This window comes from Xanthomonas fragariae, assembly GCF_900183975.1.
GTDB lineage: Bacteria > Pseudomonadota > Gammaproteobacteria > Xanthomonadales > Xanthomonadaceae > Xanthomonas > Xanthomonas fragariae.
This window is the reverse complement of record NZ_LT853882.1, coordinates 3764056-3785796: the sequence shown is the minus strand read 5'-3', so window position 1 is coordinate 3785796 and position 21741 is coordinate 3764056. Positions and strand designations below refer to the sequence as shown.

The window sequence follows — 21741 nt, the reverse complement described above, 5'->3', positions numbered from 1 at the left end:
TACGCACTCTGGTAGGCCCTGCACCCATGATGTCTTCCCCCTCGCGCCGTAATTTCCTCAAGCGCGTCGCCGCGCTGACCGCTGCCGGTGCCTTGCCGTCTTCGATCGGCCGTGCACTCGCACTGCCGGCCAACTCGCGTACCGGCACGCTGCGCGATATCGAGCATGTGGTGATCCTGATGCAGGAAAACCGCTCCTTCGATCATTACTTCGGCGCACTGCGCGGCGTGCGTGGCTTCGGCGACCCGCGCCCGCTACAGTTGCGCGATGGTCACCCGGTGTGGAGTCAGCCGGCAGCCGATGGTCGCCGCCTGCTGCCATTCGCGTTCGACTCGCAAAACACCTGCGCGCCGTTGATCAAGAGCCTGGATCACTCCTGGAAAGCCGGTCAAGGGCAAGACCCGGCGCGCTGGGCCGAATACGACGCCTGGGTGCCTTACAAGGGCGAATTGACGATGGGCTATTTCCAGCGTCACGACATCCCGTACTACCACGCACTGGCCGATGCCTTCACCATTTGCGATGGCTATTTCTGCTCGTTGCATGGGCCGACCAATCCCAATCGCATGTATCTGTTCACCGGCACCAGCGGCCCGAGCGTGGGCAATGTCGGTGCGCAAGCGGTGACCAATGCCGACGACGGCAACTTCACTGCCGACATGGAGCTCGACAAGCCCGGTTATGCCGCAATGGATTGGACGACGTATGCGCAACGTCTGCAGGCCGCGGGTGTGGATTGGCGCGTGTACCAGGAGTACGACAACTTCGGCTGCAACTCGCTGGCGTATTTTTCGCACTATCGCGATCTGCAACCCAGCGACGAACGCTATCGGCGCGCACGTGCCTGCGTGCCCGGTTCCACTGCAGAGAATGCGGCCACCACGCAGGCCGATCATCTGGTCGCCGCACTTGCCGCTGATGTACAAGCCAACCGCTTGCCGCAGGTGTCGTGGATCATTCCGCCGACGGCGTATTGCGAACATCCGGAAGCGCCGCCGGCCTACGGCGAATCGCTGGTCGCGCGTTTGATCGATGCGCTCACCAGCAATCCCGCCGTATGGGCCAAGACCGCGCTGATCATCAACTACGACGAGAACGACGGCTTCTTCGATCACGTGCCTGCGCCATTACCGGCGCTGGATGCACGCATGGGCCGCAGCAATGTCGATACACGTGGCGAAGTCTACGAAGGCCTGCCGATCGGGCTGGGCATTCGCGTGCCGATGCTGGTGATCTCGCCGTGGACGCGCGGCGGCTGGGTCAATTCGCAGGTGTTCGATCACACCTCGGTGCTGCGTTTGCTGGAGCGCCGTTTCGGCGTCGCCGAGCCGAACATCAGCCCATGGCGTCGTGCCGTGAGTGGCGATCTCACCAGCGTGTTCGATTTCTGCAATCCCGATGATTCGGCACTGAGCGCATTTCCTGCGATCGACGACTATCGTGCACGCACTGCGGCTATCCGCAACAAGCCGTTGCCGGTGCCGCCGACAGCGGCCAGCATGCCGCGGCAAGAACCCGGCCAACGTCCGGCGCGCGCGCTGCCGTACGCCTTGCAGGTGAATGCGCGCGTGCACAACGAAAACGACGTGCAGTTGCAGTTCGTCAACAGCGGTGCTGCTGCGGCCGCATTCAACGTCCACAGCAGCGCTGCAAATGGCGGCCCTTGGTACTACACCGTGCTGCCCGGCACGCAGCTGGACGATGTGCCGGTCGGCGCTGCGCAAAACGGCAGCTATGCGTTGAGCGTGCATGGGCCGAATGGATTCCTGCGCGAATTCGCTGGCGAACTTGCTGCCGCTGCGACGCAATCGGCAGCGCCGTGGTTAGAGGCGCGGCAGGATGGCGAACTGCTGGTGCTGGAGATCGGCAATGCTGGGCACCAGCCGTGCACGCTGCAATTGCGCGCGCTGGACTACGCGGCTCCGACCATGCGGTCGTTGCGTCTGGCTGCAGGTCAGCGCGAAACCATCCGTCTGGCACTGGCCGCAAGTGATCACTGGTATGACGTTGTCCTCGATCAGCCGGGCGCGACATTCCGCCGCCGACTAGCCGGGCATCTGGAAACCGGCAAGCCTAGCCGCAGCGACCCGGCGTTCGGTCGCGCCTGAGTTGCTGATCCGCCACCTTCGCTTGCGCGTGCATCTGGCTGGCGCAAGCGGCGCGGATGGCCGCAAGCAAGGAGGCGGGCGAAAAGCCCGCACCGTGTCGGCCATGTGTCGATAACAGCCATCCAGCGCAAACCATGGAGGGCGCGGGGCTGTATCATGCCGCTCCCGTCTGGCCGCAAGGCACGTCGGTCCCTTCCCAAGGAATCTCTCGCGCATGCGCATCCTGCTTGCTCGTCACGGCGAGACGTCGTGGAACGCCGAAGGCCGTTACCAGGGCCAGATCGATATCCCGCTGTCGCCGGTCGGCGAAGGCCAGGCCGCTGCGCTCGGCGCACGCCTGCAATCGCTGCAGATCGACCGCGCGGTGGCATCGCCGCTGTCGCGCGCGCAGGCTACCGCCAAGCTCGCACTCGGCAGCGCACGCGCGAGTCTGTTGCAGACCGATGCTGACCTGCAGGAAATAGCGCACGGGGAATGGGAAGGCCTGCTGGCCAGCGAGATCAACGACAAAGACCCGGCACGTTTGCGTGCATGGCACAAAGAACCCGACACTGTGTTGATGCCTGGCGGCGAATCGTTGCGGCAGGTACTCGACCGCAGCTGGCGCGGCCTGATGCGCGCAGCCGATGGCCTGGGCGCAGACGAGACCTTGCTGGTGGTCGCTCACGACGCGGTCAACCGCGTGATCCTGTGCAAGATTCTGGGCCTGCCACTGTCCAAGTTATGGACCTTCCGCCAGGCACCGACCACGCTCAACCTGCTCGAAGGCGATGACGTGGATCACCTGGAAGTGGTGCGTCTCAATGACTGCGCGCATCACACGCCGTTCTTTGGTGAAGCCAAGCATCGGGCGCTGTAAGTCTTTGATCGAAAAAGTGAAGGATCGACCTGTGGCGCGTAAGAATCATAGCCCCGATGTTGCTGGTCGGGAGCGTGCCGATGGCATTACTGTTTTGGTGCGCATATCGTCATGAGCGACTGAAGAAAATCACTGGCAAAGGGCTTGCTTGATACGCTCTTGGCGATCTTGGCGATGCCACTGCTATTTGGCTTTATGTGCTGGCTGTTGCTGGCAAGAACCTGACCGTGGGGGTACACGCGCATTTGTCGACTCCCCGCAATTTCAGTGCCATAGACAATGACAGGTCTGCGGTTGATGTTGATCACCGAACTCGGCGGGTGTTAGTTCGCCCACTCTTGGCTTGCCGCTGCCAACACTCACGAGTCTGGCGATGAACAGGATTTTCCATGCATGGCTGCTTGCGGTGCTGCTTTTATGGACTGGCAGTGCATTGGCAGTGACGCCAATCCGGTCGGCGCATGCCAGTCAAGCATCGCGTCTGCTGCTGCAAAATGTCGGCGCGGTCGATTGTTCGATGACATGAGAAAAGCCATTTGCCGATCGATTGCTCATGGAAAGAAATTACGACAAGACGATGTGAGCAGGTCCACGCTAAAGCAAACAGGACGTGCAGACACGTGCGATTCAGGCGCAGACCCGGACTTATCTCCAGCACTTGGTTGATGCATCTAAAGGCTTTGCGCAGGTCAAAAACGCAGGTGATGCGGCAGTTGCGCTGGCAGCGACAGGCATGCCAATCGCCCGGCAGGACCACATCGACCGGGCGGATGGGCGCTAAGGCTTGCGCTAGACCAGCAGGTCAGCGGCTTCGCTGCTGGCGATTACGCCTACCTTTCTCTGGAGGTCGCCGTCGCCTGCGGTGCGCTGGCCTCCGATTACTCTCACCACGCGTTGCTACCGCTGGTGTTGCGGGCAGACACCAGCGGCACGTGCGCATCCGCTCGACGCCAGTCGGGCCATGGGATTAGAGCGTGTTATGAACTTTGCCCTTGTCACGCTAACGTATACGGATGAAGCCTCGTAAGCCTTATTCCACCGATATTTCCGACGAAGAATGGGCCTTTGCGGCTCCCTATTTGACGCTGATGGACGTGCAGGCACCGCAGCGCAAGTATGAGCTACGCGCGATGTTCAACGCACTGCGGTGGATCGCGCGCGCCGGCGCACCATGGCGATTGCTTCCCAACGATTTTCCGCCCTGGGAAGCGGTGTATCAGCAAACACAGCGCTGGCTGCAAGCGGGCTGCTTTGAGGCCATGGTCAGTGATCTGCGCTCACTCTTGCGTGTGGCGCAAGGGAAAAAAGGCCAGCCGAGCGCGGTCATTTTCGATGCTCGCACGCTGCAGTCCACCTGCGAAAGCGGGCCGCGTGCTGGATACGATGGCTATAAACGCAAGAAAGGCAGCAAGGTACACATGGCCGTCGATACGCTTGGACATCTGCTCGCTGTCCAGGTGACGCCGGCTAATGAGCAGGAGCGCGCGCAAGTCCGATCGTTGGCACAAGAGGTACAACACGTGACCGGTGAAACGGTCAAGATCGCCTTTGTTGATCAGGGCTACACCGGTCAAGAACCGGCGCAGGCGGCCACGGAAGAAGGCATTGAGTTGCACGTGATCAAGCTGCAAGAAGCGAAAAAAGGCTTTGTCTTGCTGCCGCGCCGTTGGGTTGTCGAGCGCAGCTTCGGATGGGCCAATCGTTTCAGACGGCTGGCACGCGACTACGAGCGATTGCCGGAAACCTTGGCCGGTTTGCACTTCGTCGTCTTCACGATCCTGATGCTTGGAAATGCAGCCACCCTCTTTCAAAGTTCATAACACGCTCTAAAGGCTTTCGCCGCCCGTGCGTTGCTTGAGCCCGGCTGGCCCGAACTGGCGGGATGGCCGTAAAGGCCCGTCCCCACGCACAAGTTGGTCTGGCCGCTCCGTTTCTGGCCCTCTATCGCGGTGAACGCTCGATCCCGAGCGAATTTGCGAGCTTGGGCTGGTGGGGGGAGCACAGAGCTGGGCGAGGCGGTCTGCCATGCTTGGTCGATCAATGGCGGCGAGCCGGAGCAGGGAGTGCAGCGGTTTTCTGCGCCACGGGTCGAATTCTTCGGCAAACATTGCAGTCAACTGATCCGGGCTGGACGGATCGGTCCGGTGCTGACCATGGCCCGCGAGCACGCATTGCTGCGCCATCGCTGAGCGCCAGCAGACCCGCGCAGCCCCGAACGCTTTACGCTAAGCGGCGTAGCGGCAATACTCGCTGACCCATCCAACCTTAAGTTTTGCCAATGCGCCAGGTTACGTCCGCTTCATCCGCCGCCGCCAAATCCCAATTGTTGGAAGAGCTGCGCAAGCTCGAGCAGGAAGAAGCCCAACTGAAATATTCCCAGACGCTGGAAGCTTTCGATCAGGTCATTGAGGTGCTGACCCAGTTCGGCAGCCGTTTCAACGCAAAGCAGAAATCCCAAATTGCTTCATTGGCGATGACCGGCAAGTCCAGGGGCAAGCTGTCGTCCACTGGCGAAGTCGTGGCCAAGTACTGGATTCCGCACTCCGGCGAGACCTGGTCCGGGCGTGGCCGCAAACCGCGTGCCTTCAAGGCGTGGGAAGGCACCAGCTCTTACAAAGAATGGAAGGCCAATCATCCTGACAAGCCCTTCCCGCTGTATCCGGGCTGAGTTTTTCCGGTTCACAGCTGTTTTTGGCAGTCTTGGATCGATAGGGCACTGCGTACAACGCGCTGCAGCGAATTCTTAGCGCATCAGCGCTTGAATGATGGTTATTTCTGTGCTTTGAAGAAGCAGGCAGTAGCGGTTGCTCGCGATAGGCGTGCTCTTTACATGCAATATTCCGCTTCTCCGGCCGCTTGTGTTTTGCTCGTCGATAAATGCTGATTACTGCATATCGCCAACCTGCATTGTTTTCGAAAAACTGCTGGTTTCATGCGTCGCACTGTATGCAGAAAGTTTGAGCATTTACGCCATATAAATCGCTATCTTGACCAAAATCCGCGGCTTGAATCCATCGATCCGACAGTATTGGGTCCGAGGATAGATCCATATCATGGATTGAATTCAGGACAAGTGCCGTCGATTCGATTAAATGCGCCGCCCGCCCGGCTGTCGGCATTGGCCCGCGCAAAGCAGTGCTAAGACAACGCTTCGCTTCCGAGCGATAAAAACGAAAAAGCTCGCTACCCACCGCCGAACATCGGCAGGCAGCGAGCTTGTTTCACCGCTCAAGCGTTACTGATTGCTCTTGCACTCGAACACCGACACGCTGCGCGGCGGTGCCAGGAATTGGCTGGCGCCGGCCGGCATCATGTCTACTTCCAATGCTTCGTCGGTCGATAGCACCAGCTTCCAGTGCAGCGGCTCCTCCGAGGAGGGAAGGGTGAAGGTCACACCCTCGTAGTAGGCGTTTATGACGATCAGCAAGGTCTCGTCATTGGCCAGTTCCTTAACGCCGGAAGTCTGTGCCTTGCCTTCCAGCAGCAAACCCACCGAACGCGCGCCGGCATCGGTCCAGTGCGCCTCGTCCATCTCGGTTCCAACCGGATTGAGCCACGTGAGATCGCGCAGGCCGGCTTCTTCATTGTACTGCCCATTGAGAAAGCGCCCGCGCGACAAGATCCGATAGCGCTTGCGCAACTTGGTCAGCGCCTTGACGAACTCGGTCAGACGGCCATCGGTCGGGTCGTTTTCCCAATCCAACCAGGTGATTTCGTTGTCCTGGCAATAGGTGTTGTTGTTGCCGCCTTGCGACTGTGCGCGCTCGTCGCCAGCGAGCATCATTGGCGTGCCTTGCGACAACAGCAGCGTGGCGAGCAGATTCTTCATCTGCCGCTCGCGGATTTGCAGGATGTCTGCGTTATCGGTCTGGCCTTCTTCGCCGTAGTTGCACGAACCGTCGTTGGACGAACCGTCGCGATTGTCTTCGCCGTTGTCGATGTTGTGTTTGTCGTTGTAGCTCACCAGATCGCGCAGGGTGAAGCCATCGTGCGCAGTGATGAAGTTGACCGACGCCCACGGACGACGGCCGCGGCGATCGAACAGATCGGCAGAGCCGGTAAAGCGGGTGGCAAACTCGGCGAGCTTGCCGTCTTCGCCTTTCCAGAATTCGCGCGCATTGTCGCGGAACTTGTCGTTCCACTCCGACCAACCCGGCGGAAAATGGCCCACTTGGTAGCCGCCAGGGCCGCAGTCCCATGGCTCGGCAATCAGCTTGACCTCCGACAACAGCGGGTCCTGATTGCACGCGTCCAGGAAGCCGCCGCGCTGATCGAAACCGCTCGGCTCGCGTCCAAGAATCGTTGCCAGATCGAAGCGGAACCCGTCTACATGCATTTCGCCCGCCCAGTAGCGCAGCGAATCGTTGACGAATTGGATCACCCGCGAATTGCTCAGATTCAGCGTGTTACCGGTGCCGGTGTCGTTGATGTAGTAACGCTTGTCTTCGGCCAAGCGGTAGTAGCTGGCGTTGTCGATCCCCTTGAACGACAGCGTCGGCCCCAGTTCGCTACCTTCGGCAGTATGGTTGTAGACCACGTCCAGAATGACTTCCAGGCCCTGCTTGTGCATGGCCTTGACCATGTCGCGGAACTCGTCGCGATTTCCACTGGAAAGATACCGAGACTTCAACGCAAAGAAGCCGATGGTGTTGTAGCCCCAGTAATTGCGCAGACCCTTGTCCAGCAGATGCTGGTCATCCAGGTATGCATGTACAGGCAACAATTCGACCGCAGTGATGCCCAGATCCTTGATGTATTGCAGCACCTGCGGCTGCGCCAGACCGGCGAAGGTGCCGCGCAGTGCGTCGGGTACCTGCGGGTTGCGCATGGTGTAGCCACGCACGTGGGTCTCGTAAATCACCGTTTCGTTCCACGGCTTGAGCAGGCGCGCATCGTCTTCCCAATCGTAGTTGTCTTCGACCACCACACACTTGGGCATGAAGGGCGCGCTATCGCGCTCGTCGAAGCTGAGATCGCCATCCGGGTGACCCACGGTGTAACCGTAGAGCGCGTCGGACCAGATCAGATCGCCCTCATGCGCGCGCGCATATGGATCCAACAACAACTTGTTGTGGTTAAAACGGTGGCCTTCGGTCGGCTCGTACGGGCCGTGCACGCGGTAGCCATAGCGCTGGCCGGGTCTGGCATCGGGCAGATAACCGTGCCAGATTTCGTTGGTGTATTCAGGAAGATCGACGCGCGTCTCGTTGCCTTGTTCGTCGAACAGGCACAACTCCACACGCGTGGCATGCGCAGAAAATAGCGCGAAATTGGTGCCTTTGCCGTCGAAAACGGCGCCGCGGGGGGACGGGCGCCCCTGGCGGATGCGGGAGGGGTTGGCATAAGCCGCGCTTGCTGGACGTCGCATGTAGAGTCTCGAGTGCGCCGGCACGCCGGCATTGAGGGGGCTCAAGCATTGCGTTTTTGCCTGTGCAAAACGCGTTACGGTCACAGGGACGCGGTGTGAGGAAGGTGGTGGGAATCTTTGATACACAATGCGTTGGAGCTATCCACATCAAGTGCGTTGTCATTGGCATGAGGGCGTGGGCGCGCGATGTCGCGCTTGGTTCGTTGCGCATGCCAGCACCATCACGCACGCAGCACATTGCGCAAAGCACGCATCCGCTGCTTGAGCGTCAGGCCGGCGCCCTGCTAGCATCGGTGGGGTTGAGGCTGCGCAGCAAGGGCGTCGTTTCACTACCCGCCAATAGTGGCTAACAAAACGACTGCGCTCACCGCCAGGCGGGCGCGGCCGGTGCTCGGAATCGGATGTACTACGCGTACACTGCGGTTCCTCACGCGCCGTCCGCACCCACCCGGCGACTGCTCACTACATTTTGTCAGGCATTCCAAGGCGCTATCGCTCTTCCATTCCCGGGACCGTTGCATGCCAGTCCGATCGCAGCGTGCAGAGCAGGATGCCGCCTACGCATACGTTCGGCCTGCAGACGCACGGACTTGAGTCACTCTGTCATCACACTCCGTCCATGTCCAAGCCGCGCTGTGTACCTGGAGCGATGAAAATCGCCATTCTTTCCCGCAACAGCAAACTGTATTCGACCCGCCGGCTCATCGAAGCCGGGCGCAAGCGTGGTCATACCGTGCGCACTCTCGACCCGCTGCGCTGCTACATGCGCATCGCCGCCGACGGATTCAGCCTGCACTACAAGAGCAAGCCCATCACCGGCTTCGATGCGGTGATCCCGCGCATCGGCACTTCGGTTACGCGTTACGCCACCGCGGTGCTGCGCCAGCTCGAATTCATGGGCACCTACACGCCGAACCCGTCCGATGCCATCCTGCGTTCACGCGATAAATTGCGTGCGCATCAGTTGCTGGCCGCCCAGGGCATCGACATGCCGGTGACAGTGTTCGGCGACAACCCGGACGACACCCAGGATCTGTTGTCGATGCTTGGCCCGCCGCCGCATGTGGTGAAGTTGAATGAAGGCGCGCAGGGTGCTGGCGTGATCCTGACCGAGAAGGCCAGCGCCTCGCGCGGGGTAGTCGAAGCACTGCGCGGGCTCTACGCCAACTTTATTGTCCAGGAGTTTATCGGCGAGGCCGCGGGCGCGGACCTGCGCTGCTTCGTGGTCGGCGACCGGGTGGTTGCTGCGATGCGTCGCCAGGCCGCAGAAGGCGACTTCCGTTCCAACCTGCACTTGGGTGGCGCTGCCTCCGTGGCCCAGGCTACCGAGCAAGAACAGGAGGTCGCAGTGCGCTCGGCGCGCGCCTTGGGGCTGGCTGTGGCAGGCGTGGACCTGATCCGTTCCAAGCGTGGCCCGTTGGTGCTGGAGGTCAATTCAACCCCCGGCCTGGAAGGTGTGGAGGGCGTCTGCGGCGTGGATGTGGCCGCGACGATCATCCAGCACCTGGAGCGGTCGATCCGTCGATCGGGCCAATAACGGTTCTATCAAAAAATTAACGAAATTCTACTCCTTGCCTCGCTAGCCTCTCCCGACCGTAGATCCGCTTTCGGCAGTGACGGTGATCGGGATGAACTTTTGGCCCAAGTGCGATGTCGCACTTGGGCCTTTTTATTGACGGCTTGCCGCTCTTAAGGTTCGCGTCTACATTCGCTAAATGTTAAATCGGTCAGGCACAAGAAGGCGTCAGCATGGCAAGGCAGTCGAGCATGAGGTCGCTGATACTGGCGGCAATGTTGTTTAACGGCCCCGTCCTGGCGACGGTGGTTGATGTCGACAAGCCGTACAAACCGCAGGTAGTGAAGGTAGCGCAGGTGCGAGCCGATCTAGCCCACAGGGAGAAGTGCTCCCGGATCAGTCAGGAAGAGCGCGCTAAGGTGACTGCGTCGCTCGATTGGATCGAAGCGGTGTTGGAGGCGCAGCCAGACGTCCAGAGGCGCTACAGCCAGACCAATTGGCAGCCGTCCGCAACGATCAGGAGCTCGCCACCAGCATTTTGACCAAGGCAAGCAGAAGAGAGCCAGCTGATTTGCTGGCACGAGCGCGCACTTGGTTCGCAGATGAGTACGAAGCAGTGCATGACGGCCGCCCAGCGCCGCCGTCAGACGACTGTGAAGCAAGACGAAATTTCTCGGCGCCAGCGCTAAAAACACCTTAACGAATGAGGTTCCAGTGCGAATTCTAGTCATCGAAGACAACAGCGATATCGCCGCCAATCTGGGCGACTATCTGGAAGACCGCGGCCACACCGTGGATTTCGCCGCGGACGGCGTAACCGGTCTGCATCTAGCCGTGGTACACGAGTTCGACGCCATCGTGCTCGATCTCAATCTGCCCGGCATGGACGGCATCGAGGTGTGTCGCAAGCTGCGCAACGAAGCGCGCAAGCAGACACCGGTACTGATGCTGACCGCGCGCGACTCGCTGGACAACAAACTGGCCGGTTTCGACTCGGGCGCCGACGACTACCTGATAAAGCCGTTCGCGTTGCAGGAAGTGGAAGTGCGGCTCAACGCACTGTCGCGTCGCGGCAAGGGTGCGCACACGCGCGTGCTGGAAACCGGCGACCTGGAATACAACCTGGACACGCTGGAAGTGCGCCGCCGCGGCAAGCTGCTGCAGCTCAACCCGACCGCCTTGAAGATCCTGCAGGCGCTGATGGAAGCCTCGCCGGCCGTGGTCACGCGCCAGGAGCTGGAAACCCGAGTATGGGGCGAAGAGCTGCCGGACTCGGACTCGCTTCGCGTACATATCCACGGTCTGCGCGCGGTGGTCGATAAGCCGTTCGACGTACCGATGATCCAGACCCGTCATGGCATCGGCTACCGCATCGCCTCTCCCGATGCCTGAAAGCAATAACGGCGCGCGGCCCGCCCGCAGGCGTGGCCGCTACCGGCGGCGCCTGCGCAGCCGCATTATCCTGTCGTTCGTTTTGCTGGGCTTCTGCCTGACAACATTGTTCGCCTTTGCCACCAACTGGGCGCGCTCGCGCGTGGAAAACCAGTTGGTCGAAGACGTGATGAACCGCAATATCGACGCCTTCGCGCAGCGGTTCTATTCCGACCCGCTGCGTAACCCCGACCTGCCGCTGCAGCAGATGCGTGGGCGCGTGGTCAAAAGCGATAAATTCGAGGCCCTGCGCCTGGAGCAACCAGAGTGGTACCGCCTGCCCGACGGCATTCACACCATCACCGGGCTGGACGAAAGCGGCAATGCCTATTCCTACAAATTGGCGGTGCGCAAGACACCGAGCGAGTGGTTTTTCCTCGCCTACGACATGACCCAAACGCTCAAGGGCGAGATCCAGCTCAAGCGTACGTTGATGCTGTCGGTGCTTGTTTTCAGCGGGTTTTCGCTGCTTATCGGCTGGTGGTCCGCATCCAAAGTCATGCGCCCGGTGTCAGATCTTGCTGCACGCCTGCGCGCCTATCGCGGCGGCACCAGTGAGCCCAAGCCGCTGGCCGCCCACTTCCCGGACGACGAAGTCGGGCAGCTTGCCGAAGCACTCGACGATTACTCGGCACGCCTTACCGAAGTGGTGCAACGCGACCGCGAATTCAACGCCGACGTCAGCCACGAACTTCGTACCCCGCTGGCCGTCATCCGTGGCGCCACCGAGTTGCTGCTCACCAAACCCGACCTGGACGAGAAGGTGCTGCAACGCCTGCAGCGCATCCAGCGCGCCGAACTGCAGTGCAGCGACCTCATCGGTTCGCTGCTGCTGCTCTCGCGCAATGAGCGTGGGCAAGGCAGCAGCAACGTCGCCAAGGTGGCCGAACAACTGATCGACGCGCACCGCGCACAACTCGGCGGCAAGCCGCTGGAGCTGCTACTGGAAGGCGAACGCGACCTGATCATCGACGCCCCAGAATCCGCGCTATCGGTCGCACTCGGCAATCTGATCGGCAACGCCGTCAAATACACCCAGGACGGCCGGGTGCGCGTGCGCGTGCTCAGCGACGCAGTAGAGGTGATCGACTCCGGCCCGGGCCTGAGCGAAGAAGACGCCGCCAAACTCTTCCAGCGCGGTTACCGCGGCACCCATGCCGGCCACTCGCAAGGTGGCGGCATCGGCCTGTCGATCGTCAGCCGGCTGTGCGATCTGTACGGTTGGCGCGTGAGCGTGCGGCCAGGGCAGGAGCGGGGCGTGATTGCGACGTTGGCGTTTCGGCGGTAGCTAACCACGCGCACTTAACCACGCAAACTCCTGTAGGAGCGCACTCGTGCGCGAGGGCCTTACCGGCAATGCTTCATCCGGCGATTTGTAGAAGTTCTGGAATCATGAGGCCCGCCACCGTCCGCGACCGTCTCCCTTCCTCTACCGCGTTCTCCCGACCAGATCACCGACGTCCCCCCGATTTTGAGTAGCGCCTCAGTTTGGAGTCCAATTCCCTACCCCGAGGAGATTGGACGTGAAGAAGCGTTTTACCGAAGAGCAGATCATTCAAAGACCTGTGCCGGCGCCATGGCTTCAGTGAGGCCTCGTACTACCTGTGGCGCAGCAAGTTCGGCGGGATGAGCGTGCCCGATGCCAAGCGACTCAAGGACCTTGAGTCCGAAAACGCGCGGCTGAAGAAGTTGTTGGCCGAGCAGCTGTTCGAGAACGACCTGATCAAGGATGCGCTGCGAAAAAAGTGGTGAGCGCACCGGCGCGTCGTGCGCTGGTGCGCGAGTGGATCGGGTGCGGTGCCAGCGAGCGTCGCGCCTTGGCAGCGATCGGCATGAGCGCCAGTGCGCTGCGCTATCGCCCGTGCGAAGACCGCAACGTTGAGCTACGCGAGCGCATTCTTGCGCTGGCGCATCGCCATCGCCGCTATGGCGTGGGGATGATCTATCTCAAACTTCGTCAGGAAGGACGCGTCGTGAACTACAAGCGCGTGGAGCGGTTGTACCGCGAACAGCAGTTGCAGGTCCGGCGCCGCAGGCGCAAGAAGGTGCCGGTGGGCGAGCGCCAACCATTGTTGCGGCCATCGCAGGCCAACCAGGTGTGGTCGATGGACTTCGTGTTCGACCGCACTGCCGAAGGTCGGGTGCTCAAGTGTCTGGTGATCGTGGACGACGCAACCCACGAAGCGGTCGCCATCGACGTGGAGCGCGCGATCTCGGGACGCGGCGTTGCGCGCGTGCTGGACCGACTGGCACACAGTCGCGGTTTGCCGCAGGTGATCCGCACTGAGCGCGAAGCCTGCCCTCGAGGCACAACGGCAAGGAGTTTTGCGGCAGGGCGATGGTCGCCTGGGCGCACGCCCGTGGTGTGCAGCTACGGCTCATCCAGCCGGGCAAACCGAACCAGAACGCCTACGTCGAATCGTTCAACGGCCGACTAGGCGACGAATGCCTCAACGAGCACTGGTTCCCAACACTGCTGCACGCGCGCACCGAGATCGAACGCTGGCGACGCGAATACAACGAGGACCGACCCAAGAAAGCAATCGGCGGCATGACGCCGGCCGCTTATGCCCAACATCTGGCAAACACCGATATCATCAGGCCCGGACTCTAAACCCGGCCGCTACTCAGAGCGGGGGGACGTCGCGTCCACGTCGCTACCGTCGATGTAGCTGGCCTTGATCCAGGCTTCGGTGCGCGGCGAGGGCTTGCCGCGCAGGCCCAGGTTGGCAAAGCCCAGATTGGTCGAGTCCGACGCTTCGTCGATCGAGCGGCCGCTCAGGCGCAGGTCGGATTCGACCTTGCTGCGCAGCTCGCTGATGTCGGCGGTGAACTCGACGCGCTCGGTCATTTCCTGGCGGTAACCGATACCCAGGGTGGCCTGCTGCAGCGTGCCGTCGATGACGAAACCGCTGCCGATGTAGTAGTCCTTGGTGGCAAGCGCAGCACGTAGACCGGCTCGGCAATCTGCCGGGAGCCGCGGAGGTAGCTGCCGTCGATGTCGTCGGACTCGTCGTTGACGTTGATTTCGCTACGGTTCCAGCCGCCTTCGACCTAGCTGTAACTCAGGCCTTCAGCAGACGCGGCAAACGGTGCGGCAGCCAGCAGGACAGCCAGAATCAGGGTGTTATGCATTGGATGGTTGATGTCCGCGTCTCCGCCCCCGTTGCAGGGCGGAACGAGCGACGTCTCCCGTCGCGGGGCGCAATTTAACAAATAATTCACAATCCTGGCTATGGAGGATTTCCAGACATGACGCAGTGTCCTTCCAGCCTTATCTGACGCTCAGCAATCGCGCCGATGTGCCCTGTTAGACTTTGCGGGCCGGCTTGCCGGCACTCACGAACGTCTTCAGGGCGGGGTGCGATTCCCCACCGGCGGTATGCATGCGCAAGCGTGCGAGCCCGCGAGCGCTTTCGCATGCTAGTCCCGGATTTTCAGTATTCGGGCGCTTCAGTGCGCAAGGTCAGCAGATCCGGTGCGATGCCGGGGCCGACGGTATAGTCCGGATGAAAGAAGACGGCCAACGCACAGCGTTGCGGCTGTGTGCGCCTGTATGCCTTGTGGCGTTTTTCGCTCAACTCCTGCGAGAAACGACTATGTCCACGCGTTACCTGTCGCGCTGTGTCGCAATGTTACATCGCACTCCATCGGTCCCGTCGCTGCCGCAAGCGGAGGCGTGCTGATGTTTACCGGAATCATTGAAGGCGTCGGCCGTCTGGCTGCGCGCCAGCCGCAAGCCGGCGATGTGCGTTTCACCTTCGCGACCGGCAACCTGCCTTTTGAATCGGTGCAACTGGGCGAGAGCATCGCGGTCAACGGCGTGTGCCTTACTGTGATTGGGTTCGATGCGGAGAGCTTTCAGGCCGACGCCTCGACCGAAACTTTATCGCTGACCACGCTAAGCGCATTGCCTGAAGGTGCGTTGCTTAATCTGGAGCGTGCGATGCGTCCGACAGACCGCCTCGGCGGACACCTGGTCAGCGGGCATGTCGATGGCCTGGGCCAGGTGCAATCGATGCATGGCGATGCGCGCGCGCAGCGCTGGCGTTTTGCCGCGCCGCCGGCCGTGCTGCGCTATGTCGCTAAGAAGGGATCGATCTGTGTGGATGGGGTCAGCCTCACCGTCAATGAAGTGGACGCAGACGGCTTCGAGGTCGCGTTGATTCCGCACACGGTGGCCAATACCGCGTTTGCGCAGACCGCGGTAGGCGCGGCAGTGAATCTGGAAATCGATCTGGTGGCGCGCTATGTCGAACGCCTGCTCGGCACGCGGGGTGAGGCATGAACTTCGCGCCAGTTCCCGAGCTGATCGAAGAACTGCGCGCCGGGCGCATGGTGGTGATCGTCGATGACGAGGACCGCGAAAACGAAGGCGATCTGATCATGGCGGCCGAGTTGGTCAAGCCGTCAGACATCAATTTCATGGTGACCCACGCGCGCGGCCTGGTGTGTCTGTCGCTGACCCGCGAGCGTTGCGCGCAGCTCGGCCTTGCACCGATGGTGCGCAACAACACCGCGCAGTTCCACACCAACTTCACCGTCAGCATCGAGGCGGCCGAAGGGGTGACCACCGGCATCTCCGCCTACGACCGCGCGCATACCGTGCGCACCGCAGTGCGCCCGGATGCCAAGCCGCAGGATCTGAGCCAGCCGGGGCATATCTTTCCGCTGATTTCGCAGCCGGGCGGCGTGCTGACCCGCGCCGGTCACACCGAAGCAGCCAGCGATCTGCCGATGCTGGCCGGGCTGGAACCGGCCGGTGTGCTGGTGGAAGTACTCAATCCGGACGGCAGTATGGCGCGCCGCCCGCAGCTGGAAGTGTTCGCGTGCGAGCATGGGCTGAAGATGGGCTCGATCGCCGATCTGATCGCGTACCGGCTGGCCAACGAGCACACTGTCGAGCGCGTGGACGAACGCGAAATCACTACCGAATTCGGCCCATTCCGGTTGGTGACTTACCGCGACCGCATTGCGCACGATCTGCATTTTGCGCTGGTGCGTGGCACCGCCGATCCGCACACGCCGACACTGGTGCGCGTGCAGGTGGAAAACCCGCTGGCCGATCTGCTGCATTGGCGGCGCGATGATTTCGGCGTGGCGGCAACCGACGCGTTGCGTGCGATCGCCGCTGAGGGGCAGGGCGTGATGGTGGTGCTTTCGGCACCGCGCGACAGCCAATCGTTGTTGACACGGCTGCGCCAGCAGCCCGAAGCCGCGGCTAACGCCAAGGACGTCAGCCAATGGCGACGCAATGGGGCTGGCGCGCAGATCCTGGCCGAACTGGGCCTGGGCAAGCTGCGCGTGCTGGGCACGCCGCGGCGTCAGGTGGGGTTGGCCGGGTTCGGGCTGGAGGTGGTGGAGTATCTGGAATGCCACGCTGGCAAAGGCTTGCGTTCGTTGCCGCCGGCTGCCGTGCCCTGAGAGCGGCTGACGGCCCGTAGCGAGCGGTCGTCTGGGTGTCTACGCACGACGCGGACGCGTGGGAACTGCAGTGGTCGCGTGATGGCGACCGTTTCTACGCATCAACCGATCCGTCTGGCGGCTGCGCAATCCGCTGATCGCCGCTTCAAAGCACGTCTGACACGCTTGGCCGGGTCTGCTTCGGCGGCCCCGGCCTGCACGCCTGGGCCGGGCCTGGGGCCGGCAACTGTTAAACTTTACGACCACTTGAGTTGCCGACCCGCATGACCCACTACGAAGGCGATCTTCGCCCCACCACCGCGCGCTTTGCGATCATCGCCAGCCGCTGGAATGCCCGTATCACCGACGCGTTGGTCACCGGGACGCGCCAGAGCCTGGCCGGCAACGGCATCGGCGAGGACGCCATCGACGTAATCCGCGTGCCGGGCGCCTGGGAAATTCCGATCGCCGTCAACCGCGTGGCGCAGTCCGGCCAGCATGGCGCGATCATCGCCCTGGGCTGTGTGATCCGTGGCGACACCCGTCATTACGAACACGTCGCCGACCTGTGCGCCGAAGGCCTGATGAGCGTGCAGTTGCAGACCGGCGTGCCGGTGCTCAACGGCGTACTGGCGGTGGAGCGCGTGGAAGATGCCGAGGCACGTGCCGGCGGCAGCCATGGCAACAAGGGCGAAGAATGCGCGCTTGCGGCGCTGGAACTGGTGAATTTGATGGAGTTGTTGCCATGAGCAAACCTGGTGGACACGCCCGCCATGGTCGTCGCGACGGCATTGACCCGGTGTTGCGTTCGCGCGCACGCCGGCGTGCCTTGCAGGCGATATATGCCTGGCAGATTTCCGGTGGTTTCGTTAAGCAGGTGATCGGCCAGTTTGCGCATGAGCAGGCGCACGAGGTTGCCGATCTGGCGTATTTCGAGAGCCTTGTCGAAGGCGTGCTCACCAATCGCGCCGAGCTGGATACCGCGTTGACCCCGTATCTGGATCGCAGCGTGGAAGAGGTCGATGCGATCGAACGCGCAGTGCTGCGCTTGGCCACCTACGAATTGTTGTATCGGCAAGACGTGCCGTATCGCGTGGTGATCAACGAAGCGATCGAAACCTCCAAGCGCTTCGGCTCCGAACATGGCCACACCTACGTCAACGGCGTGCTGGATCGTGCCGCAGTGGAGTGGCGCAAGGTTGAGTCGGGCGCGAGCGGCGCCTGAGGCGGTGCGGGACGGAGGAGTCGGGAATCGCAAGAGCCCCGTCTCGACATGGCCCGATGCTTTTGCGGTTCCCGATTCCCCACTCCCGATTCCCGTCACCATGCCCGAATTCGATCTGATTGCTCGGCTACGCGCGCGCATAGCGGCGCGTGCCGATGTGCCGTTGGGCATTGGCGACGATGCGGCCTTGCTGCAGCCGCCGCCGGGTGAGCAACTGGCGATCACTGCCGATACGCTCAATGCGGGCGTGCATTTTCCGCATGAAACGCGTGCGGACGATCTGGGCTGGAAGACGTTGGCGGTCAACCTCTCCGATCTCGCTGCGATGGGCGCACAACCGCGCTGGTGCACCTTGTCGCTGTCCTTGCCCCATGACGATGCAGCGTGGGTGGATGCGTTTGCCGATGGATTTTTTGCGCTGGCCGATGCGCATGACATTGCATTGGTCGGTGGCGATACCACGCGCGGGCCGTTGTCGTGTGCGGTGACCGCAATCGGCAGTCTGCCGCCGGGCGCTGCGTTGCGTCGCGATGGTGCGCGTGTGGGCGACGAGGTGTGGGTGACCGGGGCGCTGGGCGAAGCCGCCGCGGCATTGGCACTGTGGCAGGCCGCTCAGTTGGATGTGACTTGTGTGGCTGCCGACCCATTGCACGAGCAGTGGCGCAGCCGCTTGCTGCGTCCGCAGCCGCGTGTGCAGGCCGGACTGCGGTTGCGTGGGCTTGCGCATGCGTGCGTGGATGTCTCCGATGGGTTGCTGGCCGATCTGGGGCATCTGTGCGAGCGCAGCGGTGTAGGCGCGCAACTTGCGTTGGCGGCACTGCCGACGATGCAGCGCAGCGCCCAGATCACTGCGCTGCAGTACATCGGCTGGCAACTCGGCGGTGGCGACGACTACGAGCTGTGCTTCACCGCCGCGCCGCAACACCGTGATGAGGTGCGGCAGGCAATGGAATTTGCCGGAATTGCCGCCACGCGTATCGGTCGCATTGTCGCCGCGCCTGGCGTGGTGGTGCGCGACGCCGACGGCAACCCGTGGCAGTCGCCGCAGCGTGGGTACCAGCACTTCGTAGGCTGACGATTGCGTTTGGCACTGCTGCATCGACTGATAATCACGACATGCGCCTCAGTTGGCGCGGCAGGTATGTCGGTGATGTCCTTTGAACTGGATTCGGGGCTGATTTTGAAGGTGTGGAATGCCGTTTCCTCCCCCGCATCCCGCCTTCGGGCACCTTCTCCCGCAGGCGGGAGAAGGGTGTGTCAGCAGGGGCGGTTACGTGATGGAGCGTGCGGCCCGTATCGCTCCAGCTAGGCTAATCTGCGCCGCCTCCCGAATCTTGGCCTTTGATCCATACCGTACCGTCTGGTATGTTTGCGGCGTTCTCCCCCGTACCACGGATGCATGGAAGTTGCCGCTGGGCCATCCCGGCCCGGCCTCGCGTGGGAGAGAGCAGCATGAATAAGCATTGGACTGGGGGCATCGCCGCAATGGCGTTGCTGGTGGCATCTGCGTCGGCGGTGGCGGGCGCTTTCAGCAAGACCTACGAACGCATCCCCTGCTGGGATGGCGCCCTGGTGCTGGTGCCTCAGGGGCTGGGCAGCAGTGCGTTTCCGCTGATTGTGATGCCGGCCAGCTGGTCGTCACCCAACCTGGAATATCTGGGCCGCGCCAGCCAATTGGCCAGCGACGGCTACGTGGTGGTCAGCTACACCACGCGCGGTTTCTGGGATTCGGCCGGGCAGATCGACATCGCCGGCGCGGACACCGTGCAAGACGTCAGCGCGGTGATCGACTGGGCGCTGGCGCATACGCCGGCAAACCTGAACGCGATCGGCGCGTCGGGTATTTCGTACGGGTCGGGCATCAGCCTGCTGGCCGCCGAGCGCGACCCGCGCATCAAGGCGGTGGCCGCGCTCAGTGGCTGGGCCGATCTGGAGGCGTCGCTGTATTCCAATCGCACCGTCAGCCAACAAGGGGTCGGATTGTTGGTCGGTGCCGGCGCGTTGACCGGGCGTCCCGGCCCGGATCTGGCGCAGATCGGCGCAAGGGTTGCCATCGGAGATTACGACGGTGCTGTGCAGGGCTTCCTGCCGCAGGCTGCCTTGCGCAGCCCGGCCACCGATGTGGCCGCACTCAACGCGCGCGGCACCGCCGTGCTGCTGGGCAATGCCTTCAACGACGGCTTGTTCCCGCCCAATCAGACCATCGCATTCTTCAATCAACTGCACGGGCCAAAGCAATTGCTGTTGAGTCCAGGCGATCACGCCAAGGCAGAGCTGCCCGGCGCGCTGGGTTTGCCCAACGAGATCTACACGGCAACCACGCGCTGGTTTGATCGTCATCTCAAGCAAGTGCGCAATGGTGTGGATGCCGAAGCGCCGGTGCAGCTGTCGCCGCGTGCCGGGCAATGGCTGGAGTATCCGGATTGGGCAGCGGTGCAGCAGGGCACTACACGTTTGGGACTGTCGGCACCAGCCGGATCACTCAGCCCGACCGGCGGCTTGATCGGCGGCACTTCAAGCGGATGGCAGTCGCGTATCGCCACCGATGTGCCGACGCTGGCCGATTCGGGCGTGGTGCTGGTCAGCGGTTTGCTGCAAGGCATCGGCGTGCCGGTGACCGCTTCGATTCCGCTGGTCAATCGTGCCGGTGCTGCGGTGTGGGTGGGTTCGCCATCGAGCGATATGCGGCGCTTGGCCGGCAGTCCATCGCTGCGCGTGACCGTAGTGCCCAGTCAATCGAAGGTCAGCCTGTTCGCGTATCTGTATCAGATGGATGGCTTGGGTGCGGCGCAACTGATCACGCATGCGCCTTACTCGCTACGCGGTGCTATACCGGGCTGCGCAGTGACCCTGGATTGGTCGTTGCAGGCGCGGCTGCCGAGATACCTGCCGGGCAACGGTTGGTGCTGGTGATCGACACCTGCGATGCGCGTTACACCGATGCCAGCGACGGTGGCGGTACGGTGACGTTTACCTCGCCGGTGGCAATGCCATTGGTATTGAACGTGCCGCTGCACTAACGTGTGACCGGCCGAAAACGCGCTGAGTGTTCGGGGGTGTGCAGCCGTGAACCGTGTCAGGCGCAGTTTTTCACGTAGCCACCGACCAACGCACTGGTGCGGCGTCCTCGCCGCTTGCGGGACCCTGCGGCGGTATGGACGACGCCACGGAGCCTACGTGGGCGGATTCACGGCGTGTCCCGGAAGCGGTGAGGGCATCGCGCCCTCGACCAACCCGGGCTTTGGCATTCCAACTGAGGTAAAAAGTCGGCACCTTTGCTCATCTGGCGCTGGGTGGATGGCGTTGATGCGCCAGTTGCAGACTGCCGTCCAGCGTGATTTATGCGGAATTTACGCGGCGGCTCTAGCAGGTCCATAGCGACTTTACGCAGGCCAGGAACAGACTGCGCAGGTTGGCGGAGCGGTTCCGCCCTGGACGATCCCGATGCATCCCTTGACCTGTCTGCTCCATCGGCGCTGCGCGCACGGTGCTGCAGCGCTTTGCCTTGCTGGCATGCACACGTTGCATGCGCCGTCGCATATCTCATCCATCGCGCCGCACTGCGCGCGTGCCGGGGAGTAGCCGACATGCCTGCCGGGTTGTCCCTGCTGTGCGGCGTGGCCGTACTCGTTTCTGCTGCGTACCTGTTGTACGTGTTGCTGCGGCCCGAAGACTTTTGATGCGAGTACTCTCCAACGATTGAAACCTTACTTGAGATAGTGACGCCGATGATGGGTCTGGCGTTGGCGTTGGCGTTAGCGAGCTTGCGCGCGTTGTTTGGTGGACGCGCTGTTGCGCGCTCTGCCGATGCCCTATCTACATCGGACGCAA

At 62.2% G+C, this 21741-nt stretch carries 16 protein-coding genes, 1 other RNA gene, 5 pseudogenes and 1 riboswitch; of the genes and pseudogenes, 19 read left to right on the top strand and 3 right to left on the bottom strand.

Going from position 1 to position 21741, the window contains the following annotated elements; genetic code table 11:
- Positions 1-26: 26 nt before the first annotated feature.
- Entirely contained in the window at positions 27-2108 is a 2082-nt protein-coding gene (locus PD885_RS17570; protein ID WP_002814611.1) for a phosphocholine-specific phospholipase C, read from the top strand.
- Positions 2109-2322: 214 nt separating this feature from the next.
- Complete coding sequence (locus PD885_RS17565) at positions 2323-2967, top strand: histidine phosphatase family protein (RefSeq protein WP_002814614.1); 645 nt, start codon at positions 2323-2325, stop codon at positions 2965-2967.
- Between the two features lie 86 nt (positions 2968-3053).
- On the opposite strand, the gene PD885_RS21045 is transcribed toward PD885_RS17565, so the two are convergent.
- Positions 3054-3275 carry a hypothetical protein gene (locus tag PD885_RS21045; protein WP_145954039.1) on the bottom strand — a complete coding sequence of 74 codons (222 nt, stop codon included), beginning with the start codon at positions 3273-3275 and terminating at the stop codon, positions 3054-3056.
- Between the two features lie 302 nt (positions 3276-3577).
- On the opposite strand from PD885_RS21045, the gene PD885_RS21610 reads away from it, so the two are divergent.
- The 4 genes and pseudogenes from PD885_RS21610 to PD885_RS17550 all read left to right on the top strand — a co-directional run bounded on the left by PD885_RS21610 (position 3578) and on the right by PD885_RS17550 (position 5635).
- The gene (locus tag PD885_RS21610; RefSeq protein ID WP_156785382.1) at positions 3578-3748 is read left to right on the top strand and encodes a hypothetical protein; all 171 of its coding nucleotides are present in this window, start codon (positions 3578-3580) and stop codon (positions 3746-3748) included.
- Between the two features lie 232 nt (positions 3749-3980).
- Positions 3981-4787: an IS5 family transposase gene (locus tag PD885_RS17560; RefSeq protein WP_002801519.1), complete on the top strand. Its 807-nt coding sequence runs from the start codon at positions 3981-3983 to the stop codon at positions 4785-4787.
- Between the two features lie 136 nt (positions 4788-4923).
- Positions 4924-5156: pseudogene (locus tag PD885_RS17555) on the top strand (hypothetical protein); the annotation flags it as partial.
- Between the two features lie 89 nt (positions 5157-5245).
- A complete protein-coding gene (locus PD885_RS17550) occupies positions 5246-5635 on the top strand; it encodes an H-NS histone family protein (protein WP_065975054.1) in 390 nt (129 codons plus the stop codon).
- 567 nt (positions 5636-6202) lie between these two features.
- On the opposite strand, the gene glgX is transcribed toward PD885_RS17550, so the two are convergent.
- On the bottom strand, positions 6203-8335 hold the full coding sequence (glgX, locus tag PD885_RS17545) for a glycogen debranching protein GlgX (protein WP_002814619.1): 2133 nt from the start codon (positions 8333-8335) through the stop codon (positions 6203-6205).
- Between the two features lie 401 nt (positions 8336-8736).
- Between glgX and PD885_RS17540 the strand changes: the two genes are divergently transcribed.
- From PD885_RS17540 to PD885_RS17515, 6 genes and pseudogenes are all read left to right on the top strand, one after another.
- A non-coding RNA gene (locus PD885_RS17540) (sX9 sRNA) lies at positions 8737-8813 on the top strand.
- A gap of 171 nt (positions 8814-8984) precedes the next feature.
- Positions 8985-9872 (top strand): 30S ribosomal protein S6--L-glutamate ligase, encoded by an 888-nt coding sequence (rimK, locus tag PD885_RS17535; RefSeq protein ID WP_002804924.1) that lies wholly within the window; start codon positions 8985-8987, stop codon positions 9870-9872.
- Between the two features lie 178 nt (positions 9873-10050).
- Positions 10051-10540: pseudogene (locus tag PD885_RS17530) on the top strand (hypothetical protein).
- 25 nt (positions 10541-10565) lie between these two features.
- The gene (locus PD885_RS17525) at positions 10566-11243 is read left to right on the top strand and encodes a response regulator transcription factor (protein ID WP_002804927.1); all 678 of its coding nucleotides are present in this window, start codon (positions 10566-10568) and stop codon (positions 11241-11243) included.
- Positions 11236-12570 carry a sensor histidine kinase gene (locus PD885_RS17520; RefSeq protein WP_002804928.1) on the top strand — a complete coding sequence of 445 codons (1335 nt, stop codon included), beginning with the start codon at positions 11236-11238 and terminating at the stop codon, positions 12568-12570. Before PD885_RS17525 ends, PD885_RS17520 begins: the two co-directional genes overlap by 8 nt.
- 235 nt (positions 12571-12805) lie before the next feature.
- Positions 12806-13896 (top strand): annotated as a pseudogene (locus PD885_RS17515) (IS3 family transposase).
- 33 nt (positions 13897-13929) lie between these two features.
- Here PD885_RS17515 and PD885_RS17510 read toward each other — a convergent pair.
- A pseudogene (locus PD885_RS17510) lies at positions 13930-14417 on the bottom strand (hypothetical protein); the annotation flags it as partial.
- Between the two features lie 208 nt (positions 14418-14625).
- A riboswitch (FMN riboswitch) is annotated at positions 14626-14807 on the top strand.
- Positions 14808-14967: 160 nt separating this feature from the next.
- Here PD885_RS17510 and PD885_RS17505 point away from each other — a divergent pair.
- The 7 genes and pseudogenes from PD885_RS17505 to PD885_RS17470 all read left to right on the top strand — a co-directional run bounded on the left by PD885_RS17505 (position 14968) and on the right by PD885_RS17470 (position 21590).
- Positions 14968-15570, top strand: coding sequence for a riboflavin synthase (locus PD885_RS17505; RefSeq protein ID WP_002805044.1), 603 nt, complete (start codon positions 14968-14970; stop codon positions 15568-15570).
- Positions 15567-16706 carry a 3,4-dihydroxy-2-butanone-4-phosphate synthase gene (ribB, locus tag PD885_RS17500; protein ID WP_002805042.1) on the top strand — a complete coding sequence of 380 codons (1140 nt, stop codon included), beginning with the start codon at positions 15567-15569 and terminating at the stop codon, positions 16704-16706. Before PD885_RS17505 ends, ribB begins: the two co-directional genes overlap by 4 nt.
- A 263-nt stretch (positions 16707-16969) precedes the next feature.
- The gene (gene ribH, locus PD885_RS17495) at positions 16970-17434 is read left to right on the top strand and encodes a 6,7-dimethyl-8-ribityllumazine synthase (protein WP_002805040.1); all 465 of its coding nucleotides are present in this window, start codon (positions 16970-16972) and stop codon (positions 17432-17434) included.
- The gene (gene nusB, locus PD885_RS17490; protein WP_002805039.1) at positions 17431-17910 is read left to right on the top strand and encodes a transcription antitermination factor NusB; all 480 of its coding nucleotides are present in this window, start codon (positions 17431-17433) and stop codon (positions 17908-17910) included. The genes ribH and nusB overlap by 4 nt, the downstream gene beginning before the upstream one ends.
- A 100-nt stretch (positions 17911-18010) precedes the next feature.
- On the top strand, positions 18011-18985 hold the full coding sequence (thiL, locus tag PD885_RS17485; protein ID WP_002805038.1) for a thiamine-phosphate kinase: 975 nt from the start codon (positions 18011-18013) through the stop codon (positions 18983-18985).
- Between the two features lie 377 nt (positions 18986-19362).
- Positions 19363-20930, top strand: a pseudogene (locus tag PD885_RS17475) (CocE/NonD family hydrolase).
- A gap of 567 nt (positions 20931-21497) precedes the next feature.
- Positions 21498-21590: a potassium-transporting ATPase subunit F gene (locus PD885_RS17470; RefSeq protein ID WP_082244225.1), complete on the top strand. Its 93-nt coding sequence runs from the start codon at positions 21498-21500 to the stop codon at positions 21588-21590.
- The last annotated feature ends 151 nt before the right edge of the window (positions 21591-21741 follow it).

Bases quoted from the DNA above. Each gene is read 5' to 3' on its own strand.
- PD885_RS17470 (WP_082244225.1), top strand. From the start codon at position 21,498: ATGCCTGCCGGGTTGTCCCTGCTGTGCGGCGTGGCCGTACTCGTTTCT.
- rimK (WP_002804924.1), top strand. From the start codon at position 8,985: ATGAAAATCGCCATTCTTTCCCGCAACAGCAAACTGTATTCGACCCGC.
- nusB (WP_002805039.1), top strand. From the start codon at position 17,431: ATGAGCAAACCTGGTGGACACGCCCGCCATGGTCGTCGCGACGGCATT.
- PD885_RS17570 (WP_002814611.1), top strand. From the start codon at position 27: ATGATGTCTTCCCCCTCGCGCCGTAATTTCCTCAAGCGCGTCGCCGCG.
- PD885_RS17520 (WP_002804928.1), top strand. From the start codon at position 11,236: ATGCCTGAAAGCAATAACGGCGCGCGGCCCGCCCGCAGGCGTGGCCGC.
- PD885_RS17560 (WP_002801519.1), top strand. From the start codon at position 3,981: ATGAAGCCTCGTAAGCCTTATTCCACCGATATTTCCGACGAAGAATGG.
- thiL (WP_002805038.1), top strand. From the start codon at position 18,011: ATGCCCGAATTCGATCTGATTGCTCGGCTACGCGCGCGCATAGCGGCG.
- PD885_RS17505 (WP_002805044.1), top strand. From the start codon at position 14,968: ATGTTTACCGGAATCATTGAAGGCGTCGGCCGTCTGGCTGCGCGCCAG.
- glgX (WP_002814619.1), bottom strand. From the start codon at position 8,335: ATGCGACGTCCAGCAAGCGCGGCTTATGCCAACCCCTCCCGCATCCGC.
- ribB (WP_002805042.1), top strand. From the start codon at position 15,567: ATGAACTTCGCGCCAGTTCCCGAGCTGATCGAAGAACTGCGCGCCGGG.
- PD885_RS17550 (WP_065975054.1), top strand. From the start codon at position 5,246: ATGCGCCAGGTTACGTCCGCTTCATCCGCCGCCGCCAAATCCCAATTG.
- ribH (WP_002805040.1), top strand. From the start codon at position 16,970: ATGACCCACTACGAAGGCGATCTTCGCCCCACCACCGCGCGCTTTGCG.
- PD885_RS17565 (WP_002814614.1), top strand. From the start codon at position 2,323: ATGCGCATCCTGCTTGCTCGTCACGGCGAGACGTCGTGGAACGCCGAA.